Origin of the sequence: Cellulomonas sp. KRMCY2 (assembly GCF_000526515.1) — a bacterium.
GTDB lineage: Bacteria > Actinomycetota > Actinomycetes > Actinomycetales > Cellulomonadaceae > Actinotalea.
Genome location: NZ_JAGF01000001.1, coordinates 2705441 through 2731032 on the forward strand (window position 1 = coordinate 2705441; position 25592 = coordinate 2731032).

A 25592-nucleotide genomic window follows, 5' to 3' on the forward strand; every position below is an offset into this window, starting at 1 on the left:
CCGACGACGGTCGGAGGCAACTACCCTGTCCCCTTGTGGGCTCAGGTGCGATCGGACTCGTCTTGGCACGGCCGACCCGGTTGTTCGGGGTCGAGCCGTTCTTCATGGAGCTCATCGCCGGCCTGGAGGAGACGCTCGCCGAGCGCGGGCTGTCGATCCTGCTGCACGTGGTGGCCGCTCGCGAGGCCGAGCTCGCCGCCTACCGCCGGTGGGCGGAGGGCGACGTGGCCGAGGCCATCATCGTGCTCAACATCACACAGGACGACCCCCGTCCGGCCCTGCTGGCCGAGCTCGGCCTGCGCGCCGTGCTGGTCGGCTCATGGGACGGCGAACCCGACTTCCCCGTGGTCCGGGCAGACAACGCCGGTCCGGTCCGCGGCGCCGTGGCGCGCCTGGTCGCCCTCGGCCACCGCCGGATCGCGCAGGTCAGCGGCCCCGCGTCGCTCCGGCACACCACTGTGCGATCGGTCGCCCTGGTCGAGTCGTGCACGGCGGCAGGTGTCGAGTCCGTCGTGGTCGAGGGCGACTACACCGAACGTTCCGGGTCCGAGCTGACCCGGCGCCTGCTGCGCTCGGCGGAGCCGCCGACCGCGATCATCTACGACAACGACCTCATGGCGCTCGGCGGCCTCGCCGCAGCCGCGAGCCTCGGCATCGACGTCCCGGCGCAGGTCAGCATGGTCGCGTGGGACGACTCGAGCCTGTGCCGGCTCGCCACGCCGCCGCTGACCGTGCTGAGCATCGACGTGCACAGCTACGGCTGCCGCGTCGCCGAGGCGGTGCTCGACCTCCTGGACGACCGCCCGTCGGTGCCGCGCTGGGCGCCGACGGCACGCTGGATCGAGCGGGCCAGCACGGGCCCGGCGCCGATGGCCTGAGCTCCGAGCTCCGGACGTCACGATTGTGTGACGAAGTGCGCGATGGGCACATCTCACATTGACGAACTTAGTTTGGCGAACTAAGAATGTCGTAGCGCGGGACCGGCCGGTTCCGCCCGGGCGCAACCACACCCGAACCGCCGGCACACAGACGTGCCGGGCCCAGAGAGGATCAACGATGTTCCCTCGCACACGACGCAGGCGGCTCCTCGCGGTGACGACCCTCGTCACCGTCGCTGCTCTGACGGCCGCCTGTTCGACCGGCGCCGACGACGCGGAAGACCCGGCCGGCGACGGCAGCACCGAGGACGCCACGGCGGACACCGCCACCGAGGAGACGCCGTCGGGTGAGATCACGGTCCTGACCTGGCGTACCGACCTGCTCGAGGACGGGACGTTCGACGAGTACGCGTCGCGCTTCCAGGAGGCCTATCCCGACGTGACGGTGACCTTCGAGGGGATCACCGACTACGAGGGTGAGGTCAAGACCCGGATGAGCACTGACGACTACGGGGACGTCCTCGGCATCGTCGGCACCATCAGCCCCGCGCAGCTGCCCGACTTCTTCGAGCCGCTCGGCTCGATCGACGAGGTCGAGGAGACCTACCGCTTCGTGCGGGACAAGGCCTTCGACGGCCAGGCCTACGGCATCCCGGTGGTCGGCAACACCCAGGGCATCGTCTACAACAAGGCCGTCTTCGAGGCCGCCGGCGTCACCGGCATCCCGACCACGCCGGAGGAGTTCATCGCCGCGCTGCAGGCCGTCAAGGACAACACCGAGGCCATCCCGCTCTACACCAACTACGCTGCCGGCTGGCCGGTCACGCAGTGGGAGGGCCACCGCAGCGAGGTCTCGGCCGACCCTGGCTACGCCAACAGCCTGCGGGAGACGGATGCGCCCTGGACCGAGGGCAGCGACCACTACGTGATCGACTCCCTGCTGTGGGACGTCGTCGCGGCGGGCCTGATCGAGGACGACCCGACCACCACCGACTGGGAGTCCTCCAAGGGCATGCTCGGCCGCGGCGAGATCGCCACGATGGTGCTCGGCTCGTGGGCCATCAGCCAGATGCAGGACGCCGCGGACAACCCGGACGACATCGGCTACCTGCCGTTCCCGTACCAGGTCGACGGGACGTTCCACGCCTCGGTCGGCGGCGACTACAACCTCGGCATCAACGTGAACTCCGACAACAAGGTCGCGGCGCGCGCGTGGATCGAGTGGTTCAACCACGAGTCCGGCTACGCCCAGTCGCAGGGCGGCCTCTCGCCGCTGCGCGACGGCGAGTTCCCGGAGACCCTCAAGGACTTCGAGACCCTCGGCGTCGAGCTCATCGAGGCCACCCCGGCCGAGCCGGGCACGGAGAGCCAGCTCCAGGACATCGACGACGCCGCGGAGGTCGGGCTGTGGCAGGACATCTACCGCAAGCGGATCATCGACGCCGCCCGCGGCCAGTCCGGCGAGACCAAGGAGCAGATCTTCGAGGACCTGAACACCCGATGGGCCGCGGCCCGCGCCGAGGTCATGGGCTAGTCGTCCCAGCCTGACCATGAGATCGGCCCCGGTCCGTGCGGTGACCCGTCACCGCACGGACCGGAGGCCGGCCGAGCGCTTCGTCGGAGCTGGAGAGACCACATGGCTGCTGCATCAGACGTCCACCCGGTCGGGGTCGCCCCGATCGCATCCGACCGGGAGTCCGCACCCGGTCGAGAGCGGCGGCGAGGATCACTGACGGGGTGGCGCATCACGCCGTACCTCTTCATCGTGATCCCGGTGGCCCTGCTGCTCACGTTCACGTACATCCCCGTGCTGAACATGTTCTGGTACTCCGTCACGGACTGGGACGGCCTGGACAAGGTCAAGAACTTCGTCGGCCTGGACAACTACGTCCGGGTCTTCACGCGCGAGGAGTACTTCCGCGTCTTCTACGTGAGCCTGTTCTACTTCGCCGCGTCGTTCGTCCAGATGGCGATCGCCCTGTACTACGCGACGATCCTGAGCTTCAGCACGCGCTTCCGGAACCTGTTCAAGGGGATCCTCTTCTTCCCCTACCTGATCAACGGCGTGGCGATCGGGTTCATCTTCCTGTACTTCTTCAAGCCGGGCGGGACGCTCGACGCCACGCTCACCGCCGTCGGCCTGGAGCACCTGTCGCAGCAGTGGCTGGGGAACCGGGACATCATCAACGTCTCCCTGGCCAGCACGTCCGTCTGGCGCTACACGGGACTGAACTTCGTCCTGTTCCTCGGCGCGATCCAGTCGATCCCTGGTCAGCTCTACGAGGCCGCCGAGATCGACGGCGCAAGCCGGTGGCAGCAGTTCCGGTACATCATCGCGCCGGGCATCAAGCCGATCATCGGGCTGTCGTTCATCCTGGCGATCTCCGGGAGCCTCGCGGTCTTCGACATCCCCTTCATCATGACCTCCGGTGCGAACGGCTCGGAGACGTTCGTGATCAAGACGATCGTCACCGCGTTCAAGTTCAACAAGGTCGGGCAGGCCTCGGCCATGGCCGTGGTGCTGCTCCTCATCGTGCTGCTCGTCACGTGGGTGCAACGACGCCTCGTGCCCGACGAGAAGGTGAACCTCACATGACCGCCCTCGACCTCCGGGCTGCGCGCGAGCGCGAGCTGCCGGCCCGCCCGTCGGCGCACCGATGGCGCCGCGGCCTGGCGAACAGCGTCAAGTACGGCTCGCTCGTGATCGGCTCCGTGCTGACCCTGCTCCCGCTGGTCGTCATCGTGATGGCGTCCTTCAAGAACCAGCGGGAGTTCCAGACGACGGGCCCCTACGACCTGCCGCAGGCCCTCGGCAACGTCGAGAACTACGTCATCGCCTTCACCAAGGGCCGCATGGTCGACGCCTTCGTCAACACCTCGGTGATCCTGCTCGTCTCGATCACCGGGACGATCCTCATCGGGACGATGACGGCCTACGCGATCGACCGGTTCGACTTCCGCTTCAAGAAGTCGGTCGTGATGCTCTTCCTGCTGGCCACCCTCGTGCCGGGGGTCACGACCCAGGTCGCGACCTTCCAGGTGGTCAACACGCTGGGCCTGTTCAACTCCCGGCTGGCGCCGATGATCCTGTTCATGGGGACGGACATCGTCTCCATCTACATCTTCGTCCAGTTCATGCGCGGGATCCCCAAGGAGCTCGACGAGGCCGCGACGCTGGACGGCGCCAACCACTGGACGATCTACCGCAGGGTGATCTTCCCGCTGCTGAAGCCGGCGATCGCCACCGTGGTCATCATCAAGGGCATCGGGATCTACAACGAGTTCTACATCCCGTTCCTCTACATGCCGTCCCGCGACCTGGGCGTCATCTCGACCTCGCTGTTCCGGTTCAAGGGTCCGTTCGGCGCCCAGTGGGAGGTCATCGCCGCCGGGGTCATCATCGTGATCATCCCGTCGCTGATCGTCTTCCTGCTGCTCCAGCGCTACATCTACAACGGCTTCACGTCCGGCGCGACCAAGTAGCCCCCGGCCCCAGCCCTGCGCCACCTCCGACCGAGGGATTGCGTGTTCGCGCCGCAGGGGGTGGGGTGGGGGTGGTGCGGGTGGTCCGCGCCGCCGACGGGAGGACGGCGCATGTCACCGAGGTTCGGGGTCCACTCCGAGGTCGGGCGGCTGCGACAGGTGATCGTGCACCGCCCGGACGTGTCGCTCGAGCGACTGACACCGGCCAACCACCACGACCTGCTGTTCGACGACGTGCTGTGGGTCGAGCACGCCCAGAAGGAGCACGACGCCTTCGTCACCCTGCTGCGCGAGCGCGGCGTCGAGGTGCTCTACCACCACGAGCTGCTCGCCCAGGCGCTCGACGCCGACCCCCGGGCCAAGGTGCACGCCGTCGAGCGCACCGTCAACCACCTGACGGTCGGCCCGGTGCTGGTCGACGAGATCCGGGCGGAGCTCGCCTCCTGGGACGGTGCCCGGCTGGCCCGGCACCTGATCGGCGGGCTGACCAAGGCGGAGCTGGACGGCGACGACGGCGCGGCCCGGGGCTCGCTCGTCACGGCCGCCGCCGACCCGAACGACTTCATCCTGCCGCCTCTGCCGAACTCCCTGTTCCAGCGCGACCCGGCCGCGTGGCTCTACGACGGCGTCTGCCTGAACCCGCTGTTCTGGCACGCCCGGCGGCTCGAGACGATCAACCAGTCGCTGATCTACCACTTCCACCCGATGTTCCGCGATGCGGGCATCACGTTCTGGTACCCGCCGCTCGGCGACGACGGGCGCTTCGACGAGGAGGACTTCGGCCGGGCGTCGATCGAGGGCGGCGACATGATGCCGATCGGGCACGGCACCGTGGCTATCGGCATCGGCGAGCGGTCCACGGCGCACATGGTCGAGAAGGTCGCCCTCGAGCTCTTCGCCGGTGGCGGCGCGACCAGGGTGATCGCGGTGACGATCCCGCCGCACCGGGCCTACATGCACCTGGACACGGTGTTCACGTTCCTCGACGTGGACAAGGCGACCGCCTTCATGCCCGTGATGGCGTCCGCCTCGGCGTACTCGCTGCGGCCGGGGGACCGGGCCGGCACGCTGGACGTGCGCCTGGAGGGCTCGGTCTTCGCCGCCTTCGCCGACGCGCTGGGCCTGGCCGAGCTCGAGGTGATCCCGACCGGCGGTGACGACAACCAGCAGGCGCGCGAGCAGTGGGGCTCGGCGAACAACTTCCTCGCGGTGGAACCAGGCGTCGTCGTCGGCTACCACAAGAACCAGTGGACCAACCGGACGATCGCCGCTCACGGTGTCGAGGTGCTCGAGATCGAGGGCTTCGAGCTCGGCAAGGGCCGCGGCGGAGCGCGCTGCATGACCTGCCCGATCCTGCGCGACGGGATCTGACGGGCCCTGCCGGACCCTGCCGACCACCGGCCACCGGCGTCCGGTGGTCGGTGGTCGAATCGATTTGGCATGATGGGCGCACCACGACTCCAGGGCAGTGCGAGAGGACCGCGATGAAGCGCAGCAACCCGAAGGTCGTCGTCGACGGCGAGCCGCAGACCTGGATCGGGGTCAACTTCTGGTCCCGCGTCGGCGGACCGCTCATGTGGCGCGGCTACGACGCCGAGACCGTCGAGTCGGAGCTGCGGGTCATGCGGGACCACGGCATGACCCTGACCCGGAGCTTCTTCTACTGGCCGGACTTCATGCCGACGCCGGACGCCCTGGACGAGACGCTCGTCGAGCACTTCCGCGACTTCCTCGACCGCCACCACGCGCTCGGCATGACCACGATCCCGACCTTCCTCGTCGGCCACATGTCGGGGGAGAACTGGGACCCGGTGTGGCGCGGCGGCCGGGACCTGTTCGCGGACGTCTGGTTCGTCGCCCGGCAGGCCTGGTACGTACGGGAGCTGACGGCCCGCTTCGCCGACCACCCGGCCGTGGTCGGCTGGCTGCTGACCAACGAGATCCCGATCTACGACGACTGGCGCAAGCGCGGCGTCGGCAGCGACCGGACCCAGCGCGCCTCGGAGATCGTCTCCTGGGCGCAGATCCTGATCGACGCGGTCCGCGCGGGTGGCGGCACGCAGCCGGTCTCGGTCGGCGAAGGTGCCTGGGGCGTCGAGGTCACCGGCCAGGACAACGGCTTCCGCATCCGTGATCTCTCGCCGCTGGTCGACTTCCTCGGCCCGCACGTCTACCGGATGGAGTCCGACGTCGTGCGCCAGCACCTCGGGGCGGCGTTCGTCTGCGAGCTGCTCGACATCGACGGGCAGCCGGTCGTCATGGAGGAGTTCGGTCTGACCAGCGACTACGCCAGCGAGGAGAACGCCGCGCACTACTACCGGCAGGTGCTGCACAACACCCTGCTCGCCGGTGCGACCGGCTGGATCGCCTGGAACAACACCGACTACGACGACCTGTGGGACCAGGCGCCGTACAGCCACCACCCGTTCGAGATGCACTTCGGCCTGACGGACGCCGCAGGCAACCCCAAGGCGCAGGCGCGCGAGGTCAAGGCCTTCGCCCAGGTGGTGGCCGAGGTCGACCTGGCGCACTGCCACCGGCCGGACAGCCGCATCGCGCTCGTCGTCTCGTCGTACCTGGAGGCGCAGTTCCCGTTCACCTACCCGCAGGACGCCGCGGCCGTGTTCGACAACACCCGCCAGGCCTACGTCGCGGCGCGGGAGGCCGACCTCCCGGTCGGGGTGGCACGCGAGGCGGACGGCCTGCCCGACGACTGCGCGTTGTACATCGTGCCGTCCGTCAAGGCGTTGACCGCACCGACGTGGCGGCACCTGCTCGAGCTCGCCGAGGGCGGTGCGACGGTCTACTGCTCGTCGTTCGTCGGCGCGCACGGCACGCAGCGCGGGTCGTGGTGGCCCTCGCTCGACGAGACCTTCGGCGTGATCAAGAAGACGCGGTACGGGATCGTCGACCCGATCGTCGAGGACGAGCTCCGGGTCACCATGACGGCGGACCTCGGCACCCTGCGTGCCGGTGCGGAGCTCGTCTTCGCCGTCGGGGGGACGGAGCACTCGCGGTCCTTCCTGCCCGTCGAGGCGCGCGAGGCGCAGGTGCTCGCGGTCGACCCGCACGGCAACCCCGTCCTGCTGCGTCGCCGGGTCGGCACCGGGTCGATGATCCTGTGCACCTACCCGCTCGAGCACATGGCGGCCGTCACCCCCGGGGTCAACCCGGAGCCGACGTGGCGGCTGTACGACGCCCTCGCCGCCGACGCCGGGGTGCGGCCCGACGTGCGGGTCGCCGATCCACGGGTGCTCGTCGGGCAGATCCACCACCAGGACGGTCGCCGGTTCGTCTGGTTCGTGAGCCAGAGCGACGGGCAGCTCGAGGTGGCACCGGAGGTCGACACCGGCCACCTGGTGGGCGACGACGGCCCGGTCCCGGTGCTGACCCTGGCGCCCTACGGGGTCACGGTGCTGCGCCTGGAGGCCTGAGCCGACGGTCGGGGAGACGGGCCACCGGGACGGGGGGGCGACGAAGGTCCCTGGCGTCACCTGGCGGCAGCGCGCAGCGTGGGAGAGAACCCACGGGGGAGACGTCTCATGGAAGCGACGCATCTGCTCGATCTCGGCGGTCTGCAGGGCCTGATCGATGCCCTCACCGCCCGCGGCTACCGGGTGATCGGCCCCACGGTGCGCGACGGGACGATCGTCCTCGCGCCCGTCACGACGGTCGACGACCTGCCGCGGGGGTGGGGTGACGAGCAGGATGCGGCGCACTACCGGCTCAGACGCCGCGACGACGAGGCGCTGTTCGGCTTCGCAGCGCCGCCACAGGCCGTCAAGCAGGTGCTCTTCCCGGCGGAGGAGCTGATCTGGCGCGGCCGGCGCACCGGCACCGACTTCGCCGTGGACGAGCGTGGCGTCGCCGAGTCCGACAACCAGCCCTACGCCTTCCTCGGCGCGCGGTCCTGCGACCTGCGGGCGATGGCCATCCACGACACGGTGCTGCTCGGTCGCCAGTACGTCGACGTCCGCTACGGCGCACGCCGTGAGGGTGCCTTCGTCGTCGCTGTCACGTGCTCCGACCCGGCCGGGACCTGCTTCTGCGTGTCGACCGGCGGTGGGCCGCGGCCCGACGCCGGGTACGACCTGGCACTGGCCGAGCTGCTCGACGGCGGCGACCACCGGTTCGTCGTGACGGTCGGCACCGACCGCGGCGCGCAGGTGCTCGCCGAGGTCCCCAGCCGTCCCGTCACCATCGACGAGATCGTGGCGGCCGACGAGGTCGCGGTGCGCGCGGCCGGTCGGATGGGCCGCACCCTGGACACCGACGGCATTAAGGAGGTGCTGTACGCCGCAGCCGAGAGCCCGCGCTGGGACGACGTCGCCTCGCGGTGCCTGGCCTGCACCAACTGCACGATGGTGTGCCCGACCTGCTTCTGCACGTCCGTCGAGGACGTCGCGGACCTGACCGGTGATGTCGCCGAGCGGCACCGGGTGTGGGACTCCTGCTTCTCCGAGGACTTCTCCTACATCCACGGCGGGAGCATCCGGCCCGAGATCCGGTCGCGGTACCGCCAGTGGCTGACCCACAAGCTGGCGTCCTGGATCGATCAGTTCGGCATGAGCGGCTGCGTCGGCTGCGGCCGGTGCATCACCTGGTGCCCCGCGGCGATCGACATCACCGCCGAGGCGGCCGCGCTGCGCTGGGTCGCCCAGCCGGCACTCGCACCGGCATCGGGAGCCCCGCCGGCGCCCGGTCCGGTCCGCACGACGGGCGGAGCCTGAGATGACCCTCCTCGACCGTTCCCCGGCGCCGACGCCCGGCGACCCGATGGACCCGATGCTGCCTCGTCGGTTCCGGATCAGTCACACCCGCCAGGACACCCGGGACACCTGGACCCTCGAGCTCGAGCCCGTCGACGGGCTGCCGATCGGTTACGCGGCCGGCCAGTTCACGATGCTCGACGCCTTCGGGGTCGGTGAGGTGCCGATCTCGATCAGCGGCGACCCCACCCGCCCCGGACCGCTCGAGCACACCATCCGCGACGTCGGGGTCGTCACGCACGCCCTGATCACCGCCCCGACCGGCGCGGTGCTCGGGGTGCGTGGTCCGTTCGGGACCTCCTGGGACGTGGCGGACGGCGAGGGCGGCGACGTCGTCTTCGTGGCGGGCGGCATCGGGCTCGCCCCGTTGCGGCCCGCGCTGCTCGAGGTCGTCGCACGCCGTGACCGGTACAACCGGGTCGTGCTGCTCTACGGGGCGCGCACGCCGGAGGACATCCTGTTCGGCGACGAGCTGCGGACCTGGGCCAAGGACCACGGCGTGGTCGTCGAGGTCACCGTCGACAACGGGCAGCACGCGTGGCGCGGTCGTGTCGGGTTCGTCACCCAGCTCGTGCCGCGGGCCGGCTTCGACCCGCGCAACACGCTGGCCCTGGTCTGCGGGCCCGAGACGATGATGGGTTACGTCGCGTCCGGCCTGGTCGACCGCGGCGTACCCGAGAACCGCGTGCGTCTGTCCATGGAACGCAACATGAAGTGCGGCGTCGGGCTGTGCGGGCACTGCCAGCTCCGCGAGCTCTTCGTCTGCGTGGACGGACCGGTGCACGCCTACGACCAGCTCGTTCCCCTGCTCGCGAGTCGGGAGCTGTGAGATGACGACGACACCACTTCCCACCCTCGCCGTCTGGAAGTTCGCCTCGTGCGACGGCTGCCAGCTCACCCTGCTCAACTGCGAGGACGAGCTCATGGCGCTCGCCGGGCAGGTGCAGATCGCCTACTTCCCGGAGGCGACCCGGGCCGTCATCGAGGGTCCGTACGACGTGTCGCTGGTCGAGGGGTCGGTCACCTCGCCGGACGAGATCGAGCGGATCGGGCACATCCGGGAGATCTCGAAGCACGTCGTGACGATCGGTGCGTGCGCCACGAGCGGTGGGATCCAGGCGCTGCGCAACTTCGGTGACGTCGCCGAGTTCCGCTCCGTGGTCTACGCGCACCCCGAGTACCTGTCGACGCTGGCGCGCTCCACGCCGATCTCGGCCCACGTGAGCGTCGACTTCGAGCTGCGCGGCTGCCCGATCGACAAGGGCCAGCTGCTCGAGGTGCTCTCGGCGTACATCCAGCGCCGCAGACCGCGGATCCCCACCTACAGCGTGTGCGTGGAGTGCAAGCGCCGGGGCGCCATCTGCGTCGCCGTCGCGCACGGGACCCCGTGCCTCGGACCGGTCACCCAGGCCGGCTGCGGTGCGTTGTGCCCTGCCTACTCGCGCGGCTGCTACGGCTGCTTCGGGCCGCAGGACACCCCGAACACCTCCGCGCTCGCCGACCGCCTGCTCGCCATGGGGATGGCGCAGGACGAGGTCATGCGCATCTACCGGACGTTCAACGCCGCATCGGAGCCGTTCCGCCGGGAGAGCGAACGGCACGAGCCGGCCGTCACGCAGGAGGTCGGCTCATGAGCCACAAGCTGACCGACGGCGGCCAGGTGCTGCACGTCGGGACGCTCGCTCGGGTCGAGGGCGAGGGTGCGATGCACATCGAGATCCACGACGGGCACGTCGAGCAGGTCCAGCTGCGGATCTTCGAGCCGCCGCGGTTCTACGAGGCGTTCCTGCGGGGTCGTGCCTGGACCGAACCGCCGGACATCACCGCGCGGATCTGCGGGATCTGCCCGGTGGCCTACCAGTTCAGCTCGTGCCTCGCCCTGGAGGACGCCTGCGGGGTCACCGTCCCGCACGAGATCACCGCGATGCGCCGCCTGCTCTACTGCGGTGAGTGGATCGAGAGCCACGCGCTGCACATCTACCTGCTGCACGCCCCGGACTTCCTCGGCTACCCGGGGGCGATCGAGATGGCCAAGGACTTCGGCCCGGCCGTCGAGCGCGGGCTGCGGCTGAAGAAGGCCGGCAACGAGCTCATGACGCTCGTCGGCGGTCGGTCGGTGCACCCCGTCAACGTCCGGCTCGGCGGCTTCTACCGGATGCCGACGGTCGCCGAGCTGCGGGCGCTGCGGCCGACCCTCGAGCGCGGGCTGGCCGACGCCCTGGAGACCGTCCGGCTGGTCTCCACGTTCGAGTTCCCCGACTTCGAGCAGGACTTCACCTACCTGTCGCTCCGCTCGGAGACCGGCTACCCGATCGAGGGTGGCACCGTCGTGACGAGCGACAGCGAGGCGTTCGAGGTGCGGGACTTCGGAGCGCACATCGACGAGTTCCACGTCGCGCACTCCAACGCGCTGCACGCGAGCCTCGACGGCGGTGCCGGTGGACCGTACGTCGTCGGGCCGCTCGCGCGGTACACCCTCAACCACGACCGGCTCTCGCCGCTCGCGCGTGAGGCCGCGCACGAGGGCGGGCTCGGGACGACCTGCCGCAACCCGTTCCGGTCGATCATCGTGCGCGCGGTCGAGCTCGTCGAGGTGTTCGTCGAGGCGATCCGGATCATCGACGCCTGGCGCGACGGTGTCCCGCCGTCGGTCCCGGTGCCGGCCCGCGCCGGCGAGGGCTTCGGTGCGACCGAGGCGCCGCGTGGTGTGCTCTTCCACCGGTACCGCCTGGCCGCGGACGGCACGATCCTCGACGCCCAGATCGTGCCGCCGACCTCGCAGAACCAGCCGAGCATCGAGGCCGACCTGCGCAGGCTCGCCGAGCAGTGGGTCACGCTGTCCGACCACGACCTGTCGCACCGGTGCGAGCAGGCGATCCGCAACTACGACCCGTGCATCTCCTGTGCGACGCACTTCCTCGACCTGACCGTGGAACGCTCGTGACCGAGCGCCGCCTGGTCATCGGGCTCGGCAGCCCTGACCGGGGTGACGACGCCGTCGGGACGGTGGTGGCGCGCCGGGTCGAGGCGGCCGGGCTCCCGGGTGTGACAGTCGTCGTGCACGAGGACCCGACGGCCCTGATCGACCTGTGGAGCGACACGGACATGACGGTCGTGGTCGACGCGGTGCGCTCCGGCGGGCCGGCCGGGGGGATGCTCCTGGTCGAGGCAGGCTCCGGCGCTGCGCCGCTCGCCGACCAGGCGTGGGCCCGCACCGGGCGTGGTGGGACGCATGCCTTCGGCCTCGCGGCGGCGGTGGAGCTGGGCCGCGCACTGGGACGGCTGCCGGCACGGCTGGTCGTCGTGGGCGTCGAGGGGGCGGGCTTCGAGCACGGTGCGCCGCTGTCCGACGCCGTCGCCGGCGCGGTCGACCCGGTCGTCGACGCCGTGCTCGCGCTGGTGGCCCGGGACGAGGCGGTGGTGACCGGTGTGCCTCGGTGAGATCGTGCGCCTGGTCGAGGTCGGAGCCGACGGCGCCGCGGTGGCCCAGCGCGGGAGCCGGACGGTCCCGGTCTCGCTGATCACGCTCGGCGCCCCGGCGACCGTGGGCGACTGGGTCGTCATGCACGCCGGCTTCGCCTTGTCGCGGCTGACCGACGACGAGGCGCGCGAGGCGATCGCCCTGCGCAGCAGCACCACGCCGGCAGCGCCCGGTGACCGTCCGCACGAGCTCGAACGAGAGGGACCGACATGACCAGCACCCGACGGGCCGGGCTCCTCCTGGCGCTGACCACTGCCGCGATCAGCGGCGTGGCGATCTTCCTCAACGGCTACGGCGTGCGCGCGTTCGGCAACGCCTCGGCCTACACGACGGCCAAGAACCTGGTGGCGGCAGTCGTGCTGCTCGCCGTCGTCGCGCTCGGCGGTCGGGCCGGTGCCCGCCTGACCCGGCCGACAGGTGCGCGGCAGTGGCTGGTCCTGCTGGTGATCGGCGTGGTCGGCGGGAGCGTCCCGTTCCTGCTCTTCTTCGAGGGGCTCGCCCGGGCGTCGTCCGCCCAGTCGGCGTTCATCCACAAGACGCTGGTGGTCTGGGTCGCCGCGCTCGCGGTGCCGTTGCTCGGGGAGAAGCTCTCCGGGGCGCACGGGGTCGCGATCGCGCTGCTGGTCGGCGGGCAGATCGGCCTCGTGGGCGGGGTGACGACCAGTCTCGGCTCCGGCGAGATGATGATCGTCGCTGCGACCCTGCTGTGGTCGGTCGAGGTGGTGCTCGCCAAGAAGATGCTGGCCGGGATGTCCTCGTGGACGGTCGGCGTCGCCCGGCTGGGGATCGGCTCGGTCGTGCTGGTCGCCTGGGCCATCGTGCGCGGCCAGGCCGGCCTGCTGGTCTCGATGGACAGCGCCCAGTGGGGCTGGGTCCTGCTGACCGGCGTGATCCTCGCGGCCTACGTCGGCACCTGGTTCGCCGCACTGGCCCGAGCCCAGGCTGTCGATGTCACAGCGGTGCTGGTGCTGGCTGCACTGGTCACGGCCGCGCTGTCCGCAGCGGTCGACGGTGTGGCACCGGGTCCGCAGCTCGGCTGGCTGGCGATGCTCGTCGCCGGTGGCGGGCTGCTCGCCTGGCGGACGTGGCACCCGGCGGACGTCGTGCCCGGCGCGGCTGCGGCCTAGGGTCGATCGGCGTGGGTGAGCCTGGTCCGGGCGGTCGTACCGCGGCCGGGCGAGCGTCGGGGCGGGCGCGAGGTCAGCACGCGGGCGCCCTGCTGTTCGCCCGGTACGCCTACCCGCCGAACGCGATGGGCTACTGCGGCCCGGATGCCGCCGGTGAGCTCCTGGAGCGCGCTGCGGGCGGGGTCGACGGGGCCGACGACGGCCTGCGATGGCTCGCCCGCGGCTTCGAGGGCGCCTGGCCCTACCTCGAGCTGATCGCCGCGGCGAACGGGATCCGTGACCCGCTGGACCGCCGGGTCGTGGAGGCGTACTGGATCGGCAACGCGCTGCTCGACCGGGTGCCCGCTGCGATGACCGCGGCGTCCCTCGAGCACCGGTTCCGGGACCGCACCGGTGAGCGCTCCTGGGAGCGTCTGGTCGCTGCCGTGCCGGGTGCGCAACCGCACCACAGCTTCCACGTCTTCGGCGTCTACCCGTGGCTCGGCCTGCTGCGCGCGGGACGTCTCGACGAGCCGCTGCTGGTCCTGGATCGCTGCCGGATCCGGTGGGGCCAGGTGGTGGCCGTCGTCGAGGACCACGCTGTCGTGCGGTCCAGGCCGCTGGAGTGGGACGGTCGTGTGCTGCACGAGGGTGAGCCGCGGGACGAGGACGTGGTCGTCGCCCGTGACGGCCACGGGTTGGCCGGTCCTCTTGACCCGGGCGACTGGTGCGCGCTGCACTGGGACTGGGTCTGCGAACGCCTGGACCGACGACGACTCGTAGCCCTGCAGACCCGCTCGCGACGTCAGCTCGCGGTCGTCAACGCCCTGCCGTTCCCGGCACCGGCCGGTGTGCTGGCCTGAGCCCGTCGTCCTCGGCCTCCACGTGGCCGGCGATCGGGGTGGAATAGGGGAGACCCTCTTGAGGTTCTGAACCGTGGATGGTTGAATACTCAACAATCCGCGAGGCAGGAGCAGACCATGCAGTTCGGCATCTTCACCGTCGGTGACGTCACCCAGGACCCGACGACCGGCCGGACCCCGACCGAGAACGAGCGGATCAAGGCGACCCTGCAGATCGCGCTCAAGGCCGAGGAGGTCGGCCTCGACGTGTTCGCGACCGGTGAGCACCACAACCCGCCGTTCGTGCCGTCGTCACCGACGACGACCCTCGGCTACATCGCGGCCACGACGTCGAGGATCATCCTGTCGACCGCCACGACCCTGATCACCACCAACGACCCGGTCAAGATCGCCGAGGACTACGCGACCCTGCAGCACCTCGCCGACGGCCGCGTCGACCTGATGATGGGCCGGGGCAACACCGGACCGGTCTACCCGTGGTTCGGCGAGGACATCCGCAACGGCATCCCGCTGGCGATCGAGAAGTACGCGCTGCTGCACCGCCTGTGGCGTGAGGACGTGGTCGACTGGCAGGGCAAGTTCCGCACGCCCCTGCAGTCCTTCACCGCGACCCCGCGCCCGCTCGACGGAGTACCCCCGTTCGTGTGGCACGGGTCGATCCGCAGCCCGGAGATCGCCGAGCAGGCCGCCTACTACGGCGACGGCTACTTCCACAACACCATCTTCTGGCCGATCGAGCACACCAGGCAGATGGTCGCCCTCTACCGTCGGCGCTTCGAGCACTACGGCCACGGTGCGGCCGACCAGGCGATCGTGGGCCTCGGTGGCCAGGTCTTCATGCGCAAGAACTCGCAGGACGCCAAGCGCGAGTTCCGCCCGTACTTCGACAACGCACCGGTCTACGGCCACGGCCCGACCATGGAGGAGTTCACCGAGCAGACCCCGCTGACCGTCGGCAGCCCGCAGGAGGTCATCGACCGGTACGCGACCATGCGTGAGCACGTCGGGGACTACCAGCGCCAGCTGTTCCTGATGGACCATGCAGGTCTGCCGCTCACGACGGTCCTCGAGCAGCTCGAGATCCTCGGCGGAGAGGTCGTGCCCGCCCTGCGCAAGGAGTTCGCGATCAACCGACCGGCCCATGTGCCCGACGCCCCGACGCACGCCTCCCTGGTGGCCGCGGTCGGTGGCGGCAAGGACGCGACCGTCTACGCGCCGGCCGACGACGTGACGGGTGCCTCACCCGCCATCCCGGCGGTGACCCGATGAGCGGCCGGACCGACAGCCCGACGAGCGGTCCCGCGGGCTCGGCGGCCGACACACCCGCGGGCTCGGCGGCCAACACGCCCGCCGCCTCGGCAGTCGACACGCCCGCGGGCACGCCCGCCGGGCTGCGCAGGATCGCCGTCGTCTCCGGTGGCCTGCGCGAGCCGTCGTCCAGCCGGCTGCTCGCCGATCGGCTCGCCGAGGCCACCGCGCGGAACCTGCGCGGTCGCGGCCTCACCGTCGAGGTGCAGGTCGTGGAGGTGCGGGAGCGCGCTCACGACCTCACGAACATGCTGCTCACCGGGTTCGCGCCGCCCGCGCTGGCCGCCGCGCTGGACACGGTCACCCGAGCCGACGGCGTGATCGCGGTGACCCCGATCTTCTCGGGCTCCTACACCGGGCAGTTCAAGAACTTCTTCGACGTGCTCGGCCAGGATGCCCTCGACGGCATGCCGGTGCTGATCGGCGCCACGGCCGGCACCGCACGGCACTCCCTCGCGCTCGAGCACGCCCTGCGTCCGCTGTTCGCCTACCTGCGCTCCGTCGTCGTGCCGACGGCGGTCTTCGCGGCGACCGAGGACTTCGGCCAGGTCACGGGCTCGACGACCGACGACACCACACCGCTGGCCGTGCGCGTGGAGCGTGCTGCCCGGGAGCTCGCCGCCCTCGTGGCCACGCGGCAGCCCCGCGGCCCGGGTGGCCCGGCCGACCCGTTCGCGCTCACCACGAGCTTCGAGGACCTGCTCGCCGGGCTCTGAGCCGGTCAGCTGAGGACCTCGTACCGGGCCTCGACGCCCACCTCCGCAGCCGACAGGTTGCGGATCGTGACCCAGTAGGTCAAGGCGGTGGCGGACGCCTGCTGCACCGCCACGTCCCACTCCACCTGGGCCGCGCCGGGACCCGGCGTCGTCGGGACGACCGTCCACACCACGTGCCATGCGGGCGGCCAGGAGTGGGTGAACCACCGCCGGGTCGTGCCGGCCGGGACCGTACCGGTGAACTGTGTGCCCACGCGCATGTCGACCTCCTCGCTGCCTAGACCTTCGCGACGATCGCGTACCGACCCTCGAGCTCCAGAGGAGCCGCGGTCAGGTTCGTGGCCGAGACCCAGTACGTGAGGCGCTCGCGACTGGACCGCTCGACCTGGACGTTGAACGTCAGCGACTCACCTGGTGTCACCGGGCTGCGCGGGACGACGCTCCAGATGACGTGCCAGCAGGCCGGCCAGTCGTAGGTGAACCAGCGCGTCGTGCCACCGGCAGCGAGCGTCCCGGTGAACTGTGCGCCGACCTGCGGGCCCGAGAACGCCGGCAGGAACGGGGCCAGCCGACGCCGGATCGCGTCCTGGCAGACCACGCAGAACTCCTGTCCGAGGTGCCGCATCCGGCAGTCGAACTCCGGGTGGTAGAGCCCGCAGTGTGCTCGCACGCCGCCTTCGAACAGGCCGACCGTGCCGGCCGGGACGGGACTGGCGGCGGCGTTCTCGGTCGTGCAGTCGGGGTTGGGCTGGGTCGGCAGTGCGGTGGCTGCCGCGATCCGGGCCGCCCACTTCGTCGTCGCGCGGTCGGTGATGCTCGTGACGTTCGGCTCCGGTGGCTCGCCGCCGGGCCAGGCATTGATCACGTCGCCGTACTCGTCCTGCAGGTTGAACGCCGCGTGCCCGAGCTCGTGCACGCCGATCTCGTTCGCTGCCGGCGCCCTGGAGAACCAGGCCACCGCACCTCCCGCGCCGCCGTACCGGGTGCTGTTGACGATGACGACCGTGCCGTCGACCTCGGGCACCTGGGCGGTCGCGGTCGCGACCGCGAGCGCGTCGGAGCCGGCGAGCAGCCGGCTGGTGCCCGCGACGCAGAAGGTCGCGTCGAAGAACGTCCGTGCGACGGCGCCGCTCCCGGCCCCGCCGTCCGCGCAGGCGGCCGGCTCGTCGGCGCCGCTGTCGGTCGACGACACATCGACCCGGTAGACGTTGATCGCGCACCACATCGCGGCGAAGGGGGCGGTCGTGAAGAGCTTGGTCACGAACGCGTCCGCGTCGGCGTGGAAGGTCGCCAGCTCAGTGGCCCGGTAGCCCTCCGCGAGGATCACCAGGGTCCACCGGGCGGCATCCGGGCCGTGGTCGACGACCTTGGTCGTGGTGACCACCGCGCCGTCAGCCGCGCCCATCGTCGTCCCCCTCCTCGCGCAGCGGGGCGACCAGCAACGTGCGCGGCTCGGGCGGTGGCTTCGCTCCCTTGCGCCCCTTGGCGGCCCCGGGCCGGGCCGCGGTCCGCGCGGCGCCACCGGGCGCAGGAGCCCGTCGTGCCGGACCGTGCAGGGCGATCGACCGCCCGTCCGCGAGGTCGGGGACGACGGCCTGGAACACCCCGCGTACCTGCGGTGCCGTCACGTGGTGCGGCAGCTCGGCCGGGTCGGGCGAGAAGACCTCGTAGTGCGTCTGGACGGGCTCGTGCAGCACCTGGCGGTAGACGGAGCCGTCGGCCTCGTCACGCAGCTCGAGCCAGAACCCGTCCTGGCCGCGGTCCAGCAGCTCGGCATCGTCGACGGGCGCGAGCATCGCCACCCGCTGACGCGCGACCAGACGGACCTCCTCGCCCTCGTACTCGAAGGTCAGCCGCCAGGCGTACGGGGTCGACGGCGCGTCCGGCACGCTGTCCGGGAGATCGGGCGGTGGGCCGGCGTCGTTGTCGTCGCTCATGTGTCCCCCTGGTCTCAGGCCGGCGCCACGAACGCCGTGCCGTCCCACACCCAGTCGAGCCGCTCGCGGACGCTCGAGGCCGCGATCACGCCTGCGCTGTGCAGCAGCCGGAGCTCGTCACCGACGGTGCTCACGCCCGCGACCAGGCTGGTCACGTTGGTCCAGTGCGCCCAGCTGCCCGGCTGGCCGAGCGAGGTCGGCGCGGCCAACGGCGTCGCCTGGTACCACCCGGCGGCGTTGAGCACGGGCCCCAACGGCGCGAAGGCGTCGGTGACGGTGCTCTGCGTGCACGCCGTCGCGTCGCAGGTCCACATCGACCACGCCGCCGAGGTGATCGTGGCCGCAGCGGGTGCGGTGGCGTCCAGCTGCCGGGTCACCACGACCTGAGGTCCGGCGCCGCCCTCCTGGCCGACGGCCAGCGGGTCGGTGGTCGGGTCGACGAGGGCGGCGCCCGGGACGAGGTCGAGCGATCGCCCCAGGTACGGCAGCAGGTCCGTCGGCCCCGGCACGCCGAGCACGACCGGCGGCAGCGGACGGTTGGTCGCGAGCACCGGGAGCGTGGTCCCGGCCGCGTGCAACGCCGCCAGCGCCGCGGTGAACGACGGCGCGAAGTCGCTGCGCACCGTGAGCTGGACCGGGGTCGCGGTCTGGGCCGGCCCGGGCGGGCGGTCGTTGGGCTGCGTGACGTAGTAGAGCGGTGGCAGTGTCGGGTCGAAGCCGGGGGCCGGGTTGGGGCCGGCCACGCCGAGGGTGGCCGCGAGCACCTGAGCGGTCAGGATCGGGTCGTCCTTGACCAGGTTGAGATACCCGCCCACCTCGGTGATGTTGAGCGGCGGCGGCACCCTCGCCGGGAACAGGTCCCCGGCGAGGGCGAGCCGACGCAGGATCAGCTGCTGCGCCTCGAGCATGTCCGGCGCGATCGCCGACTCGAGGATCTTGGTCAACGCATCGAGCGCGCGGTCCTCCGCTGTGCTGGGCGTCTCGGTCATCGTGGGCTCCTTCTGGGCTGGACGCGGGCGGGAACGGGCGAGGTCACGGAGATGGTGCGCTGCCGCCGTCGACAGCACCGCCCGTACCGGTGCCGCCAGTGCCGCCGGTGCCGGCGGTGCCGCCGGTGCCGCCGGTACCGCCGGATCCGGTCCCGCCACCACCGCCGGTGCCTGTGCCGCCGGTGCCCGTGCCGCCGGTCCCTGTGCCGCCGGAGCCCGAGCCGGTACCCGGCGTCGTGCCGTTCTTTGCGTTGATCGCACCCGGCAGCGCCGTCATGGCGGCCTTCGCCAGCCCGCTGGCCTCGGCGATCGTCTTGTTGAGCGTCTCGGCTGTCGTCTCGGTCTGGACCTTCGCCTGGGCACCCAGCTGGGTGATCCCGGTCAGGTCCGTCGGCAGGTTGGTGGCCGGCTGGCTCGCGATCAGGGCGGCGGCGAGGTCCGTCGGGCTCATCGCCGTCGGGCCCTGGTTGATGGTGATCATCGGACTCGACTCGAGCGTCGCCGGGGCCTGGGCGCCTCCGGAGCCGACGAGCTGGTTGCCGCCGGAGAGCAGGGCGGTGAGGTCACCGGGTTCGGCCGCGGTGTCGGCGGGGGAGTCCTGCCAGTTCCAGAACCGGGTCAGGTCGATCTTCTCGCTGGAGTTGCACGACCCGAGCACGGCCTCACCGAGGACCCCGCGCGCGGGCAGCGTGAGCGCCGACTGCGCCGGGAGGTAGGCCTGGCGGTGGAACTTGAGCAGGGCCTCCTGGATGTCCCGAGACGTGTACCCGACGTCGTCGGCGAGCGGCGCGGGGATGAAGAACGGCATCACGGCGCAGTTGCCGAAGTACGCGAGCACCTGGTTGGCGACGCAGTTGAGCAGCGGCACCTCGTCCGTCGGGTCCGAGATGCCCCCGGACGGGACGCCGATCGTGAACTGCTCGAGCATGATCGCCCGCTCCTCCGGCGTCAGGGACTGCCACACCGCCTTGGAGTACTCGACGGTGTTCTGCACCACGTGCTGGAGCAGCTCCTCGATCCGCAGCAGGTCGGCGAACGCGACCACCGGCGGCAGCCGCTTGGCGGCGACCGGCATCACGACCGGCATCCGATCGGTGCTGCCCGGGCCGTTGTAGGTCTCGATGAGCTCGAGGTCCGCGCTGCCGCCGGTTCCGAAGATCTTGGCATCGGGGTCGAGGACCAGCGGACCGGACAGCTCACGCTCGAGCTCGTCGGCGCCCATCGTCACGTCGAGCGACGCCGTGTTGCGCAGGTAGGCCAGCAGGTCGGTGAAGTCGAGGCTCGACGGCAGGCTGAGCCGGTAGGAGAACGCCCGGAACGCCCGGGAGTACTCGAAGCGGCCGAGGCTGCTGCGTGGCAGGTGGCTCGGCAGGACGAGGGCACCGGCGCGGGTCTCGAACGTCTCCGACCGGCGGGTCCGCAGCACCTGGAGCAGACCGGCACGAGTTTCCGAACCGGTCGCGATCGCGGGGCTGGCACCGGTGAGCCGCACCGGCCCGACCCGTGCGCCGGTGGTCGAGACAGCCGTGACGTAGACGTCCTCGAACGGCAGGAACGTCCCCCTGATCGACACGTTGACGACGTCCTCGGCGCTGCCGGACGAGCTCTCCACGAGCATCGTTGGGTTCCCGGCGAACGCCTTGAGGACGTTCAGGCCGTGTCGCAGCGTCGGCCGACGGCGGACCCGGCTCTCGATGACGTCGGCGTGCTTGAGCAGCTGGCCGTACCGGAAGAGCAGGAAATCGCGGCTGTAGGAGCCGGTCGGCAGGGTCCTGGTCACGGCGCTCGGGATGAACTGGATGACCTCGAGCGGGACGAAGCAGACGAGCTGCACGTCGTCGACCGAGCTGGTCACCCCGAAGTGCCGCAGCACCTGCCAGTACTGCATGGTCAGGGCGTGGTTGTGGTTGTGGTTCGTGATGACCTTGGTCACGACCTCGCGGCGCTCCGAGGAGGAGGCGAGCCGCACGCTCGTCCGGGAGGACTGCCGGCGTGCTGCGGCCTGCCGGGCCAGGCTCGAGTGGAAGTCCTGGGCAGCATTCGAGACGTAGTCCCGGCTGGCGTTCTGCCAGCTCGACGTCGAGCCGGTGGTCGTCGAGTCCGCATAACCGCCGCCGACCCCGAGGCCCGCGACGACCGGGCCGACGATGCCGCCGATGCCGAGCCCGCCGCCGAAGGATCCGGACTCGGTGTTGACCTTCATCGTGCTTCCGCCGGATGCCGCCTCGTCGAAGGCGCTGGAGAACACGGCGGTCGTCGAGGAGTCGGCGTTCTCGTTGTACGTCTGGAACTCGCTCGCGGTCATCGACTCCTGCTCGCGGACGCTCAGCGTCTCGCGCTCGTCGGACAGGGCGATCCGTTGCTGCTCGCCCGGTGCCAGCGGGAGGGAGTACACGAGGTCGCCGAGGGAAAGGCCCTGGGGGATCCACAGCTGATGCATCTTGACGATGTAGCCGAGCCCGAGCGTTGCGGCCTTCGGCACGGCGCGCGGGTTGCGCTCGACCAGCTCGAGGAACTGCGAGACATCGATCGGTGCCTCGATCGGCACGCGCTCGACGATCTCCCAGGAGCCGAGCTTGCCGAGCTGCTCGATCAGGGCGCCGGACTCGATGTACCGGCCCTGGTCGGCGAATGTGGTCGAGAGCGTGTAGGACGAGCGGCCCTGGGTCACCCGGGTGCCCAGGCGTTTGCTGCTGAGGTGCGGTGCCACGAGTCGCACCAGCATCGAGTAGCGGAACGTGTCGATCGCCCCGGAGTTGGAGCGGAACGACTTGGCGCACTCGCCCTCGCCGAGGGTCAGCGCCGGTGCGGACTGCGCGAACTCCGCCGGGTGGTCGGACACGTCGTCCTCGCTGGTGGGCAGCACGACGTCGTGCAGCTCTGCCAGCACGCTGCGGGGCAGCGGCTCGACCTGCAGGTCGAGCGGCAGCACCCCGAGGGTGCCGGTGCCCGCGATCAGGTCGAGGCGGCGCAGTCCGACCTCGACGACCCGGTTCGACCCCGTCACGAGCAGGATCAGGCCGGCGTCCGGGATCGGTCTCGGCGGCAGCGACAGCCGGAACGCGCCGCGCTGGTCGGCCGTGGTCTCCGGGTTCGGCCACGGGAGGGTCAGCGTGAAGGCCCCGCCCGGTGTCGTCGCCGGACTCGTCGGCTCGAGCGCGCGGACGGAGACGTAGGCCGCGCTCGTGCCGTCCGGGTTGAGCAGCCGCCCGCTGATCACCGGAGGGAACGTCTCGGGGACCAGCGGCAGGAAGGTCGTGAGGTCCTTCTTGATCACGTTCAGCGTGCTGAAGACCTTCGTGACTGCCTCGAGCCGCTCCTTGAACAGATCGGTGAACTGCTCGCTCGAGATCTGCACCTCGAGGCCGAGGTCCTCCAGGTCGAGGCTCTCGACCGGCCGGGTCACGCGGTCATCGAGCACGTACGCGTCGCCTCGGGTCGCGGTGCTGCCGAGACCCGACCCGGTACCCGCCGCGTCGGTCGGGAAGCCTCCGGTGGCGCCCGACGCAGCCCGTAGGCCGGCCTCGGTCCGCGCCGCGTCGCGCAGCGTGACTGTCACCCGTGGTTCCTTGCGCTCAGCCATCGAGGCCACCCCCTGCGCGCGATGCCCTGGACGGGACGGACGATCGGTCTCGGCGTGGTGCGTGCTGTGACATGGGTCCCCCACCTGGCAGTCGCGCCCGGCGCCTGCCGTCGAGCGCCGCGACCCGTCCAGCCTCGCCGCGCGTGCCGCGGACGGCGATACGCACTACCGCTCATTGACAACCGGCTGTGACCGGAGTAAAGGTCCTGAACCTGTGGATATGACACGATTCGCGGCGACGTGGCGACCGCGGTCCTTCGCCGCACGGGAGGCTGTCGGGACGGCAGCGCTGGTGGACGCACAGCTGTCGGGACGCACAGCTATCGGGACGCAGGGCTGTCGGGACGCAGAACTGGCGTGAGGCGGGCGGCGATGGGGATGAAGCAGGTCTACCTGCGGTGGCTCGAGCTCGCGGCAGGGGTGCTCGCGCAACCTGTCGGCACTGATCCGACGGTCCCGGTCTGCCGTGCCCTCGCGGACGACTTCCACGCGGCGGCTGCGGTGGCGATCGCGAGCGGGCACGACTGCACGACCCTGCGACCACTCGGACCGCGGTGTCCCCAGCCGCTCGACGTCGGGTTCTACGCGCGACATGCGCTTGACGCGCCGGTGCTGCGGCACTTCCTCGCGCGGCCGTACGACCAGCAGGTGCGCTGCTCCCAGGAGGTCGACCCGTGCGACGGCGACCGTGCATCCGGACTCGTCGTCGGCCGGCTGCGCGCGGACCGGCTCGACCAGTGCCTCGTGTTCCCGGTTCCGTCGCTCGGCGACCGTGGACCGCTGTGGCTCGTCGTTGCGCGGTCCGAGCCCTTCAGCGAGCGTGAGCTCCTGCTGGCGCGCCGGGTCCATCCGCTGGTCGTCGGGCTCGAGCGCTACGCGGCGTGCGTCCGGCCGGCGGCGGCGGGGCAGCAGCCGGTGGACTCGACGGTCACGCATGGTCGGGTGCCGGCCGTCCGGTCCCTCGCGGCACCTGGGCTGCTGGACACGGTCCCGCCGCAGCCGCAGCCGCAGCCGCAGCTCCGCTCACGGTCGCAGCTCTCGCCGCTCGCGCCACCGTCGCCCCTCGCGCAACCCCTGACGAACCGCGAGCACGCCGTGCTGGCGCTCATGGCGGAGGGCCTGATCGCGCAGGCGATCGGGCATCGGCTGGGTGTCTCACCGCGCACGGTCGCCAAGCATCAGGAGCGGATCTACCGCAAGCTCGACACCAGTGACCGGCTGACCACGGTGCTCCGCGCGCAGGCGGCGGGACTGGTCGGTGCCGGCGCCCGGACGGGTGAGAGGCCGGCCACCGGCCGCCGAGGTCCCGACCGCTGAACGCGTCAGGGCGGCGGACGACCGGTGTGCAGGGTTCGGCCGGCTCGCGCCAGGTCAGCGCACGCCGGGGCGGCCGAAGAGCTCTGCCATCGAGCCGCTGAACAGGTCGACACCCTTCATCCGGCTGGTCTCCTCGGGGCCGAGCACGATCCGGCTGCCGTCCTCCTGCTCGATCTGGGACGCACCGCCGTCCGGTCCGATCGGCAGGACGATGCGCTCGCGCGCCGCGGCATAGGTGGCGGACGGTTCGCGACCCTCGATCACGTCCCGGATGTTCTGGGCGACGACGCCGGCGTGGTCGCGGGCCGCCGTGGCGCGCTTGGACTCGCGCACGTCGGTGATGTCGCCGATCGCCCAGACGCGATCCTGCCCGACGACGTTGAGGTGTGCGGTGACCGGGATCGACCCGTCGTCGTGCATCCCGGCCGACAGGGTCGCGTCGAGGTACCCGGTCATCGGGCGGGCGCCGTAGCAGCGGAACCACATCTGCGCCTCGATGGTCGTACCGGCGGCGGTCTCGACCGTGAACGGCTCGTGGACGCCGACGTCGACCGGCGGGAGGTAGCCGAGCCCGGCGCCGAGCTCCAGCACGACACCGCGGTCGACCAGCTGGCCGCGCACCAGGTCGCGAAGCTCGGGCAGGTAGTCGCCCTGGGTCAGGATGTCCGGCTCCCGGTCGACGAGCGTGACCCCGAGTCCGGGGAACGCGGACGTCAGCTCGCCGGCGAGCTCGATGCCGACCGGGCCGGCGCCGACCAGGAGCACGCGCTCGCAGATCGCCAGCGCGGCGCGCAGCCGAGCGAGCCGGGCGGTCGCGACGAACGCCTGGTCCTCGAGGAACTTGGCCGGGAACGGGTAGCCGGTGCCGGTCGCGAGCACGATGTGGTCGGCTTCGAGCGACTGGCTCGCGGAGAGCTGGACGAGGCCCGGCGAGACGAGGCGGGCCCAGTCCTGGACCACCCGACCGTGCTCCAGCACGCGGTCGTACGGGAAGAACGCCCGCTCGTGCCACGTCGGGTCGACGACGACCCGCAGGGCGGCAACCGCGTGCACGAAGGCGTCCTTCGGTTCGACCAGGACGACCTCGGCATGGTCGTCGAGCTCCTTGGCCAGGGCGACGCCGCCGTAGCCCCCGCCGATCACCACCACGCGCTGCTGCATC

At 71.2% G+C, this 25592-nt stretch carries 23 protein-coding genes; 17 read left to right on the plus strand and 6 right to left on the minus strand.

Annotation, left to right across the window (positions count from 1 at the left end; translation table 11 throughout):
• Window positions 1-35: 35 nt before the first annotated feature.
• The 16 genes from K415_RS0112910 to K415_RS0112985 all read left to right on the plus strand — a co-directional run bounded on the left by K415_RS0112910 (window position 36) and on the right by K415_RS0112985 (window position 16604).
• Window positions 36-878: a substrate-binding domain-containing protein gene (locus tag K415_RS0112910; RefSeq protein WP_024287460.1), complete on the plus strand. Its 843-nt coding sequence runs from the start codon at window positions 36-38 to the stop codon at window positions 876-878.
• 178 nt (window positions 879-1056) lie between these two features.
• A complete protein-coding gene (locus K415_RS0112915; RefSeq protein WP_024287461.1) occupies window positions 1057-2412 on the plus strand; it encodes an ABC transporter substrate-binding protein in 1356 nt (451 codons plus the stop codon).
• Between the two features lie 102 nt (window positions 2413-2514).
• Window positions 2515-3474 (plus strand): carbohydrate ABC transporter permease, encoded by a 960-nt coding sequence (locus K415_RS0112920; protein WP_024287462.1) that lies wholly within the window; start codon window positions 2515-2517, stop codon window positions 3472-3474.
• Entirely contained in the window at window positions 3471-4361 is an 891-nt protein-coding gene (locus K415_RS0112925) for a carbohydrate ABC transporter permease (RefSeq protein WP_024287463.1), read from the plus strand. Before K415_RS0112920 ends, K415_RS0112925 begins: the two co-directional genes overlap by 4 nt.
• A gap of 111 nt (window positions 4362-4472) precedes the next feature.
• Window positions 4473-5732 (plus strand): arginine deiminase, encoded by a 1260-nt coding sequence (locus K415_RS0112930; RefSeq protein ID WP_024287464.1) that lies wholly within the window; start codon window positions 4473-4475, stop codon window positions 5730-5732.
• Between the two features lie 113 nt (window positions 5733-5845).
• Complete coding sequence (locus K415_RS0112935; protein ID WP_024287465.1) at window positions 5846-7795, plus strand: cellulase family glycosylhydrolase; 1950 nt, start codon at window positions 5846-5848, stop codon at window positions 7793-7795.
• A 108-nt stretch (window positions 7796-7903) separates the two neighbouring features.
• Window positions 7904-9091 (plus strand): 4Fe-4S dicluster domain-containing protein, encoded by a 1188-nt coding sequence (locus K415_RS0112940; protein WP_024287466.1) that lies wholly within the window; start codon window positions 7904-7906, stop codon window positions 9089-9091.
• A 1-nt stretch (window position 9092) separates the two neighbouring features.
• Window positions 9093-9959: an FAD/NAD(P)-binding protein gene (locus K415_RS0112945; protein ID WP_024287467.1), complete on the plus strand. Its 867-nt coding sequence runs from the start codon at window positions 9093-9095 to the stop codon at window positions 9957-9959.
• 1 nt (window position 9960) lies between these two features.
• On the plus strand, window positions 9961-10764 hold the full coding sequence (locus tag K415_RS0112950; protein WP_024287468.1) for an oxidoreductase: 804 nt from the start codon (window positions 9961-9963) through the stop codon (window positions 10762-10764).
• A complete protein-coding gene (locus tag K415_RS0112955) occupies window positions 10761-12074 on the plus strand; it encodes a Ni/Fe hydrogenase subunit alpha (RefSeq protein WP_024287469.1) in 1314 nt (437 codons plus the stop codon). The genes K415_RS0112950 and K415_RS0112955 overlap by 4 nt, the downstream gene beginning before the upstream one ends.
• Window positions 12071-12571 carry a hydrogenase maturation protease gene (locus tag K415_RS0112960; protein WP_024287470.1) on the plus strand — a complete coding sequence of 167 codons (501 nt, stop codon included), beginning with the start codon at window positions 12071-12073 and terminating at the stop codon, window positions 12569-12571. Before K415_RS0112955 ends, K415_RS0112960 begins: the two co-directional genes overlap by 4 nt.
• A complete protein-coding gene (locus K415_RS0112965) occupies window positions 12558-12824 on the plus strand; it encodes a HypC/HybG/HupF family hydrogenase formation chaperone (RefSeq protein ID WP_024287471.1) in 267 nt (88 codons plus the stop codon). The genes K415_RS0112960 and K415_RS0112965 overlap by 14 nt, the downstream gene beginning before the upstream one ends.
• Window positions 12821-13738, plus strand: a complete 918-nt coding sequence (locus K415_RS0112970; RefSeq protein WP_024287472.1) for a DMT family transporter — start codon at window positions 12821-12823, stop codon at window positions 13736-13738. The genes K415_RS0112965 and K415_RS0112970 overlap by 4 nt, the downstream gene beginning before the upstream one ends.
• A gap of 11 nt (window positions 13739-13749) precedes the next feature.
• Entirely contained in the window at window positions 13750-14580 is an 831-nt protein-coding gene (locus K415_RS0112975) for a DUF6390 family protein (RefSeq protein ID WP_197024730.1), read from the plus strand.
• Window positions 14581-14697: 117 nt separating this feature from the next.
• Window positions 14698-15849 carry an LLM class flavin-dependent oxidoreductase gene (locus tag K415_RS0112980; RefSeq protein WP_024287474.1) on the plus strand — a complete coding sequence of 384 codons (1152 nt, stop codon included), beginning with the start codon at window positions 14698-14700 and terminating at the stop codon, window positions 15847-15849.
• Window positions 15846-16604 carry a CE1759 family FMN reductase gene (locus K415_RS0112985; RefSeq protein ID WP_024287475.1) on the plus strand — a complete coding sequence of 253 codons (759 nt, stop codon included), beginning with the start codon at window positions 15846-15848 and terminating at the stop codon, window positions 16602-16604. Before K415_RS0112980 ends, K415_RS0112985 begins: the two co-directional genes overlap by 4 nt.
• Window positions 16605-16609: 5 nt before the next feature.
• Here K415_RS0112985 and K415_RS0112990 read toward each other — a convergent pair whose 3' ends face one another.
• Genes K415_RS0112990 through K415_RS0113010 form a run of 5 tightly spaced genes read right to left on the minus strand, consistent with a single transcriptional unit; the run spans window position 16610 to window position 23113 of the window.
• Window positions 16610-16864 (minus strand): hypothetical protein, encoded by a 255-nt coding sequence (locus K415_RS0112990; RefSeq protein ID WP_024287476.1) that lies wholly within the window; start codon window positions 16862-16864, stop codon window positions 16610-16612.
• A 17-nt stretch (window positions 16865-16881) separates the two neighbouring features.
• Window positions 16882-18009, minus strand: coding sequence for a M64 family metallopeptidase (locus K415_RS0112995; RefSeq protein WP_051480577.1), 1128 nt, complete (start codon window positions 18007-18009; stop codon window positions 16882-16884).
• Entirely contained in the window at window positions 17996-18541 is a 546-nt protein-coding gene (locus K415_RS22845) for a hypothetical protein (protein WP_024287477.1), read from the minus strand. The genes K415_RS0112995 and K415_RS22845 overlap by 14 nt, the downstream gene beginning before the upstream one ends.
• A 14-nt stretch (window positions 18542-18555) precedes the next feature.
• Entirely contained in the window at window positions 18556-19530 is a 975-nt protein-coding gene (locus tag K415_RS24035) for a hypothetical protein (RefSeq protein WP_155859461.1), read from the minus strand.
• A gap of 43 nt (window positions 19531-19573) precedes the next feature.
• Window positions 19574-23113 carry a hypothetical protein gene (locus tag K415_RS0113010; protein WP_155859462.1) on the minus strand — a complete coding sequence of 1180 codons (3540 nt, stop codon included), beginning with the start codon at window positions 23111-23113 and terminating at the stop codon, window positions 19574-19576.
• 372 nt (window positions 23114-23485) lie between these two features.
• Between K415_RS0113010 and K415_RS24040 the strand changes: the two genes are divergently transcribed.
• A complete protein-coding gene (locus tag K415_RS24040; protein ID WP_024287480.1) occupies window positions 23486-24430 on the plus strand; it encodes a helix-turn-helix transcriptional regulator in 945 nt (314 codons plus the stop codon).
• Window positions 24431-24484: 54 nt separating this feature from the next.
• Here the strand turns inward: K415_RS24040 and K415_RS0113020 are convergent, their stop codons facing one another.
• A complete protein-coding gene (locus tag K415_RS0113020; RefSeq protein WP_024287481.1) occupies window positions 24485-25591 on the minus strand; it encodes an FAD-dependent oxidoreductase in 1107 nt (368 codons plus the stop codon).
• Window position 25592: the final 1 nt, after the last annotated feature.

Bases quoted from the DNA above. Each gene is read 5' to 3' on its own strand.
- K415_RS0112915 (WP_024287461.1), top strand. From the start codon at position 1,057: ATGTTCCCTCGCACACGACGCAGGCGGCTCCTCGCGGTGACGACCCTC.
- K415_RS0112920 (WP_024287462.1), top strand. From the start codon at position 2,515: ATGGCTGCTGCATCAGACGTCCACCCGGTCGGGGTCGCCCCGATCGCA.
- K415_RS0112925 (WP_024287463.1), top strand. From the start codon at position 3,471: ATGACCGCCCTCGACCTCCGGGCTGCGCGCGAGCGCGAGCTGCCGGCC.
- K415_RS0112930 (WP_024287464.1), top strand. From the start codon at position 4,473: ATGTCACCGAGGTTCGGGGTCCACTCCGAGGTCGGGCGGCTGCGACAG.
- K415_RS0112935 (WP_024287465.1), top strand. From the start codon at position 5,846: ATGAAGCGCAGCAACCCGAAGGTCGTCGTCGACGGCGAGCCGCAGACC.
- K415_RS0112940 (WP_024287466.1), top strand. From the start codon at position 7,904: ATGGAAGCGACGCATCTGCTCGATCTCGGCGGTCTGCAGGGCCTGATC.
- K415_RS0112945 (WP_024287467.1), top strand. From the start codon at position 9,093: ATGACCCTCCTCGACCGTTCCCCGGCGCCGACGCCCGGCGACCCGATG.
- K415_RS0112950 (WP_024287468.1), top strand. From the start codon at position 9,961: ATGACGACGACACCACTTCCCACCCTCGCCGTCTGGAAGTTCGCCTCG.
- K415_RS0112955 (WP_024287469.1), top strand. From the start codon at position 10,761: ATGAGCCACAAGCTGACCGACGGCGGCCAGGTGCTGCACGTCGGGACG.
- K415_RS0112970 (WP_024287472.1), top strand. From the start codon at position 12,821: ATGACCAGCACCCGACGGGCCGGGCTCCTCCTGGCGCTGACCACTGCC.
- K415_RS0112980 (WP_024287474.1), top strand. From the start codon at position 14,698: ATGCAGTTCGGCATCTTCACCGTCGGTGACGTCACCCAGGACCCGACG.
- K415_RS0112985 (WP_024287475.1), top strand. From the start codon at position 15,846: ATGAGCGGCCGGACCGACAGCCCGACGAGCGGTCCCGCGGGCTCGGCG.
- K415_RS0112990 (WP_024287476.1), bottom strand. From the start codon at position 16,864: ATGCGCGTGGGCACACAGTTCACCGGTACGGTCCCGGCCGGCACGACC.
- K415_RS0112995 (WP_051480577.1), bottom strand. From the start codon at position 18,009: ATGGGCGCGGCTGACGGCGCGGTGGTCACCACGACCAAGGTCGTCGAC.
- K415_RS22845 (WP_024287477.1), bottom strand. From the start codon at position 18,541: ATGAGCGACGACAACGACGCCGGCCCACCGCCCGATCTCCCGGACAGC.
- K415_RS24035 (WP_155859461.1), bottom strand. From the start codon at position 19,530: ATGACCGAGACGCCCAGCACAGCGGAGGACCGCGCGCTCGATGCGTTG.
- K415_RS0113010 (WP_155859462.1), bottom strand. From the start codon at position 23,113: ATGGCTGAGCGCAAGGAACCACGGGTGACAGTCACGCTGCGCGACGCG.
- K415_RS24040 (WP_024287480.1), top strand. From the start codon at position 23,486: ATGGGGATGAAGCAGGTCTACCTGCGGTGGCTCGAGCTCGCGGCAGGG.
- K415_RS0113020 (WP_024287481.1), bottom strand. From the start codon at position 25,591: ATGCAGCAGCGCGTGGTGGTGATCGGCGGGGGCTACGGCGGCGTCGCC.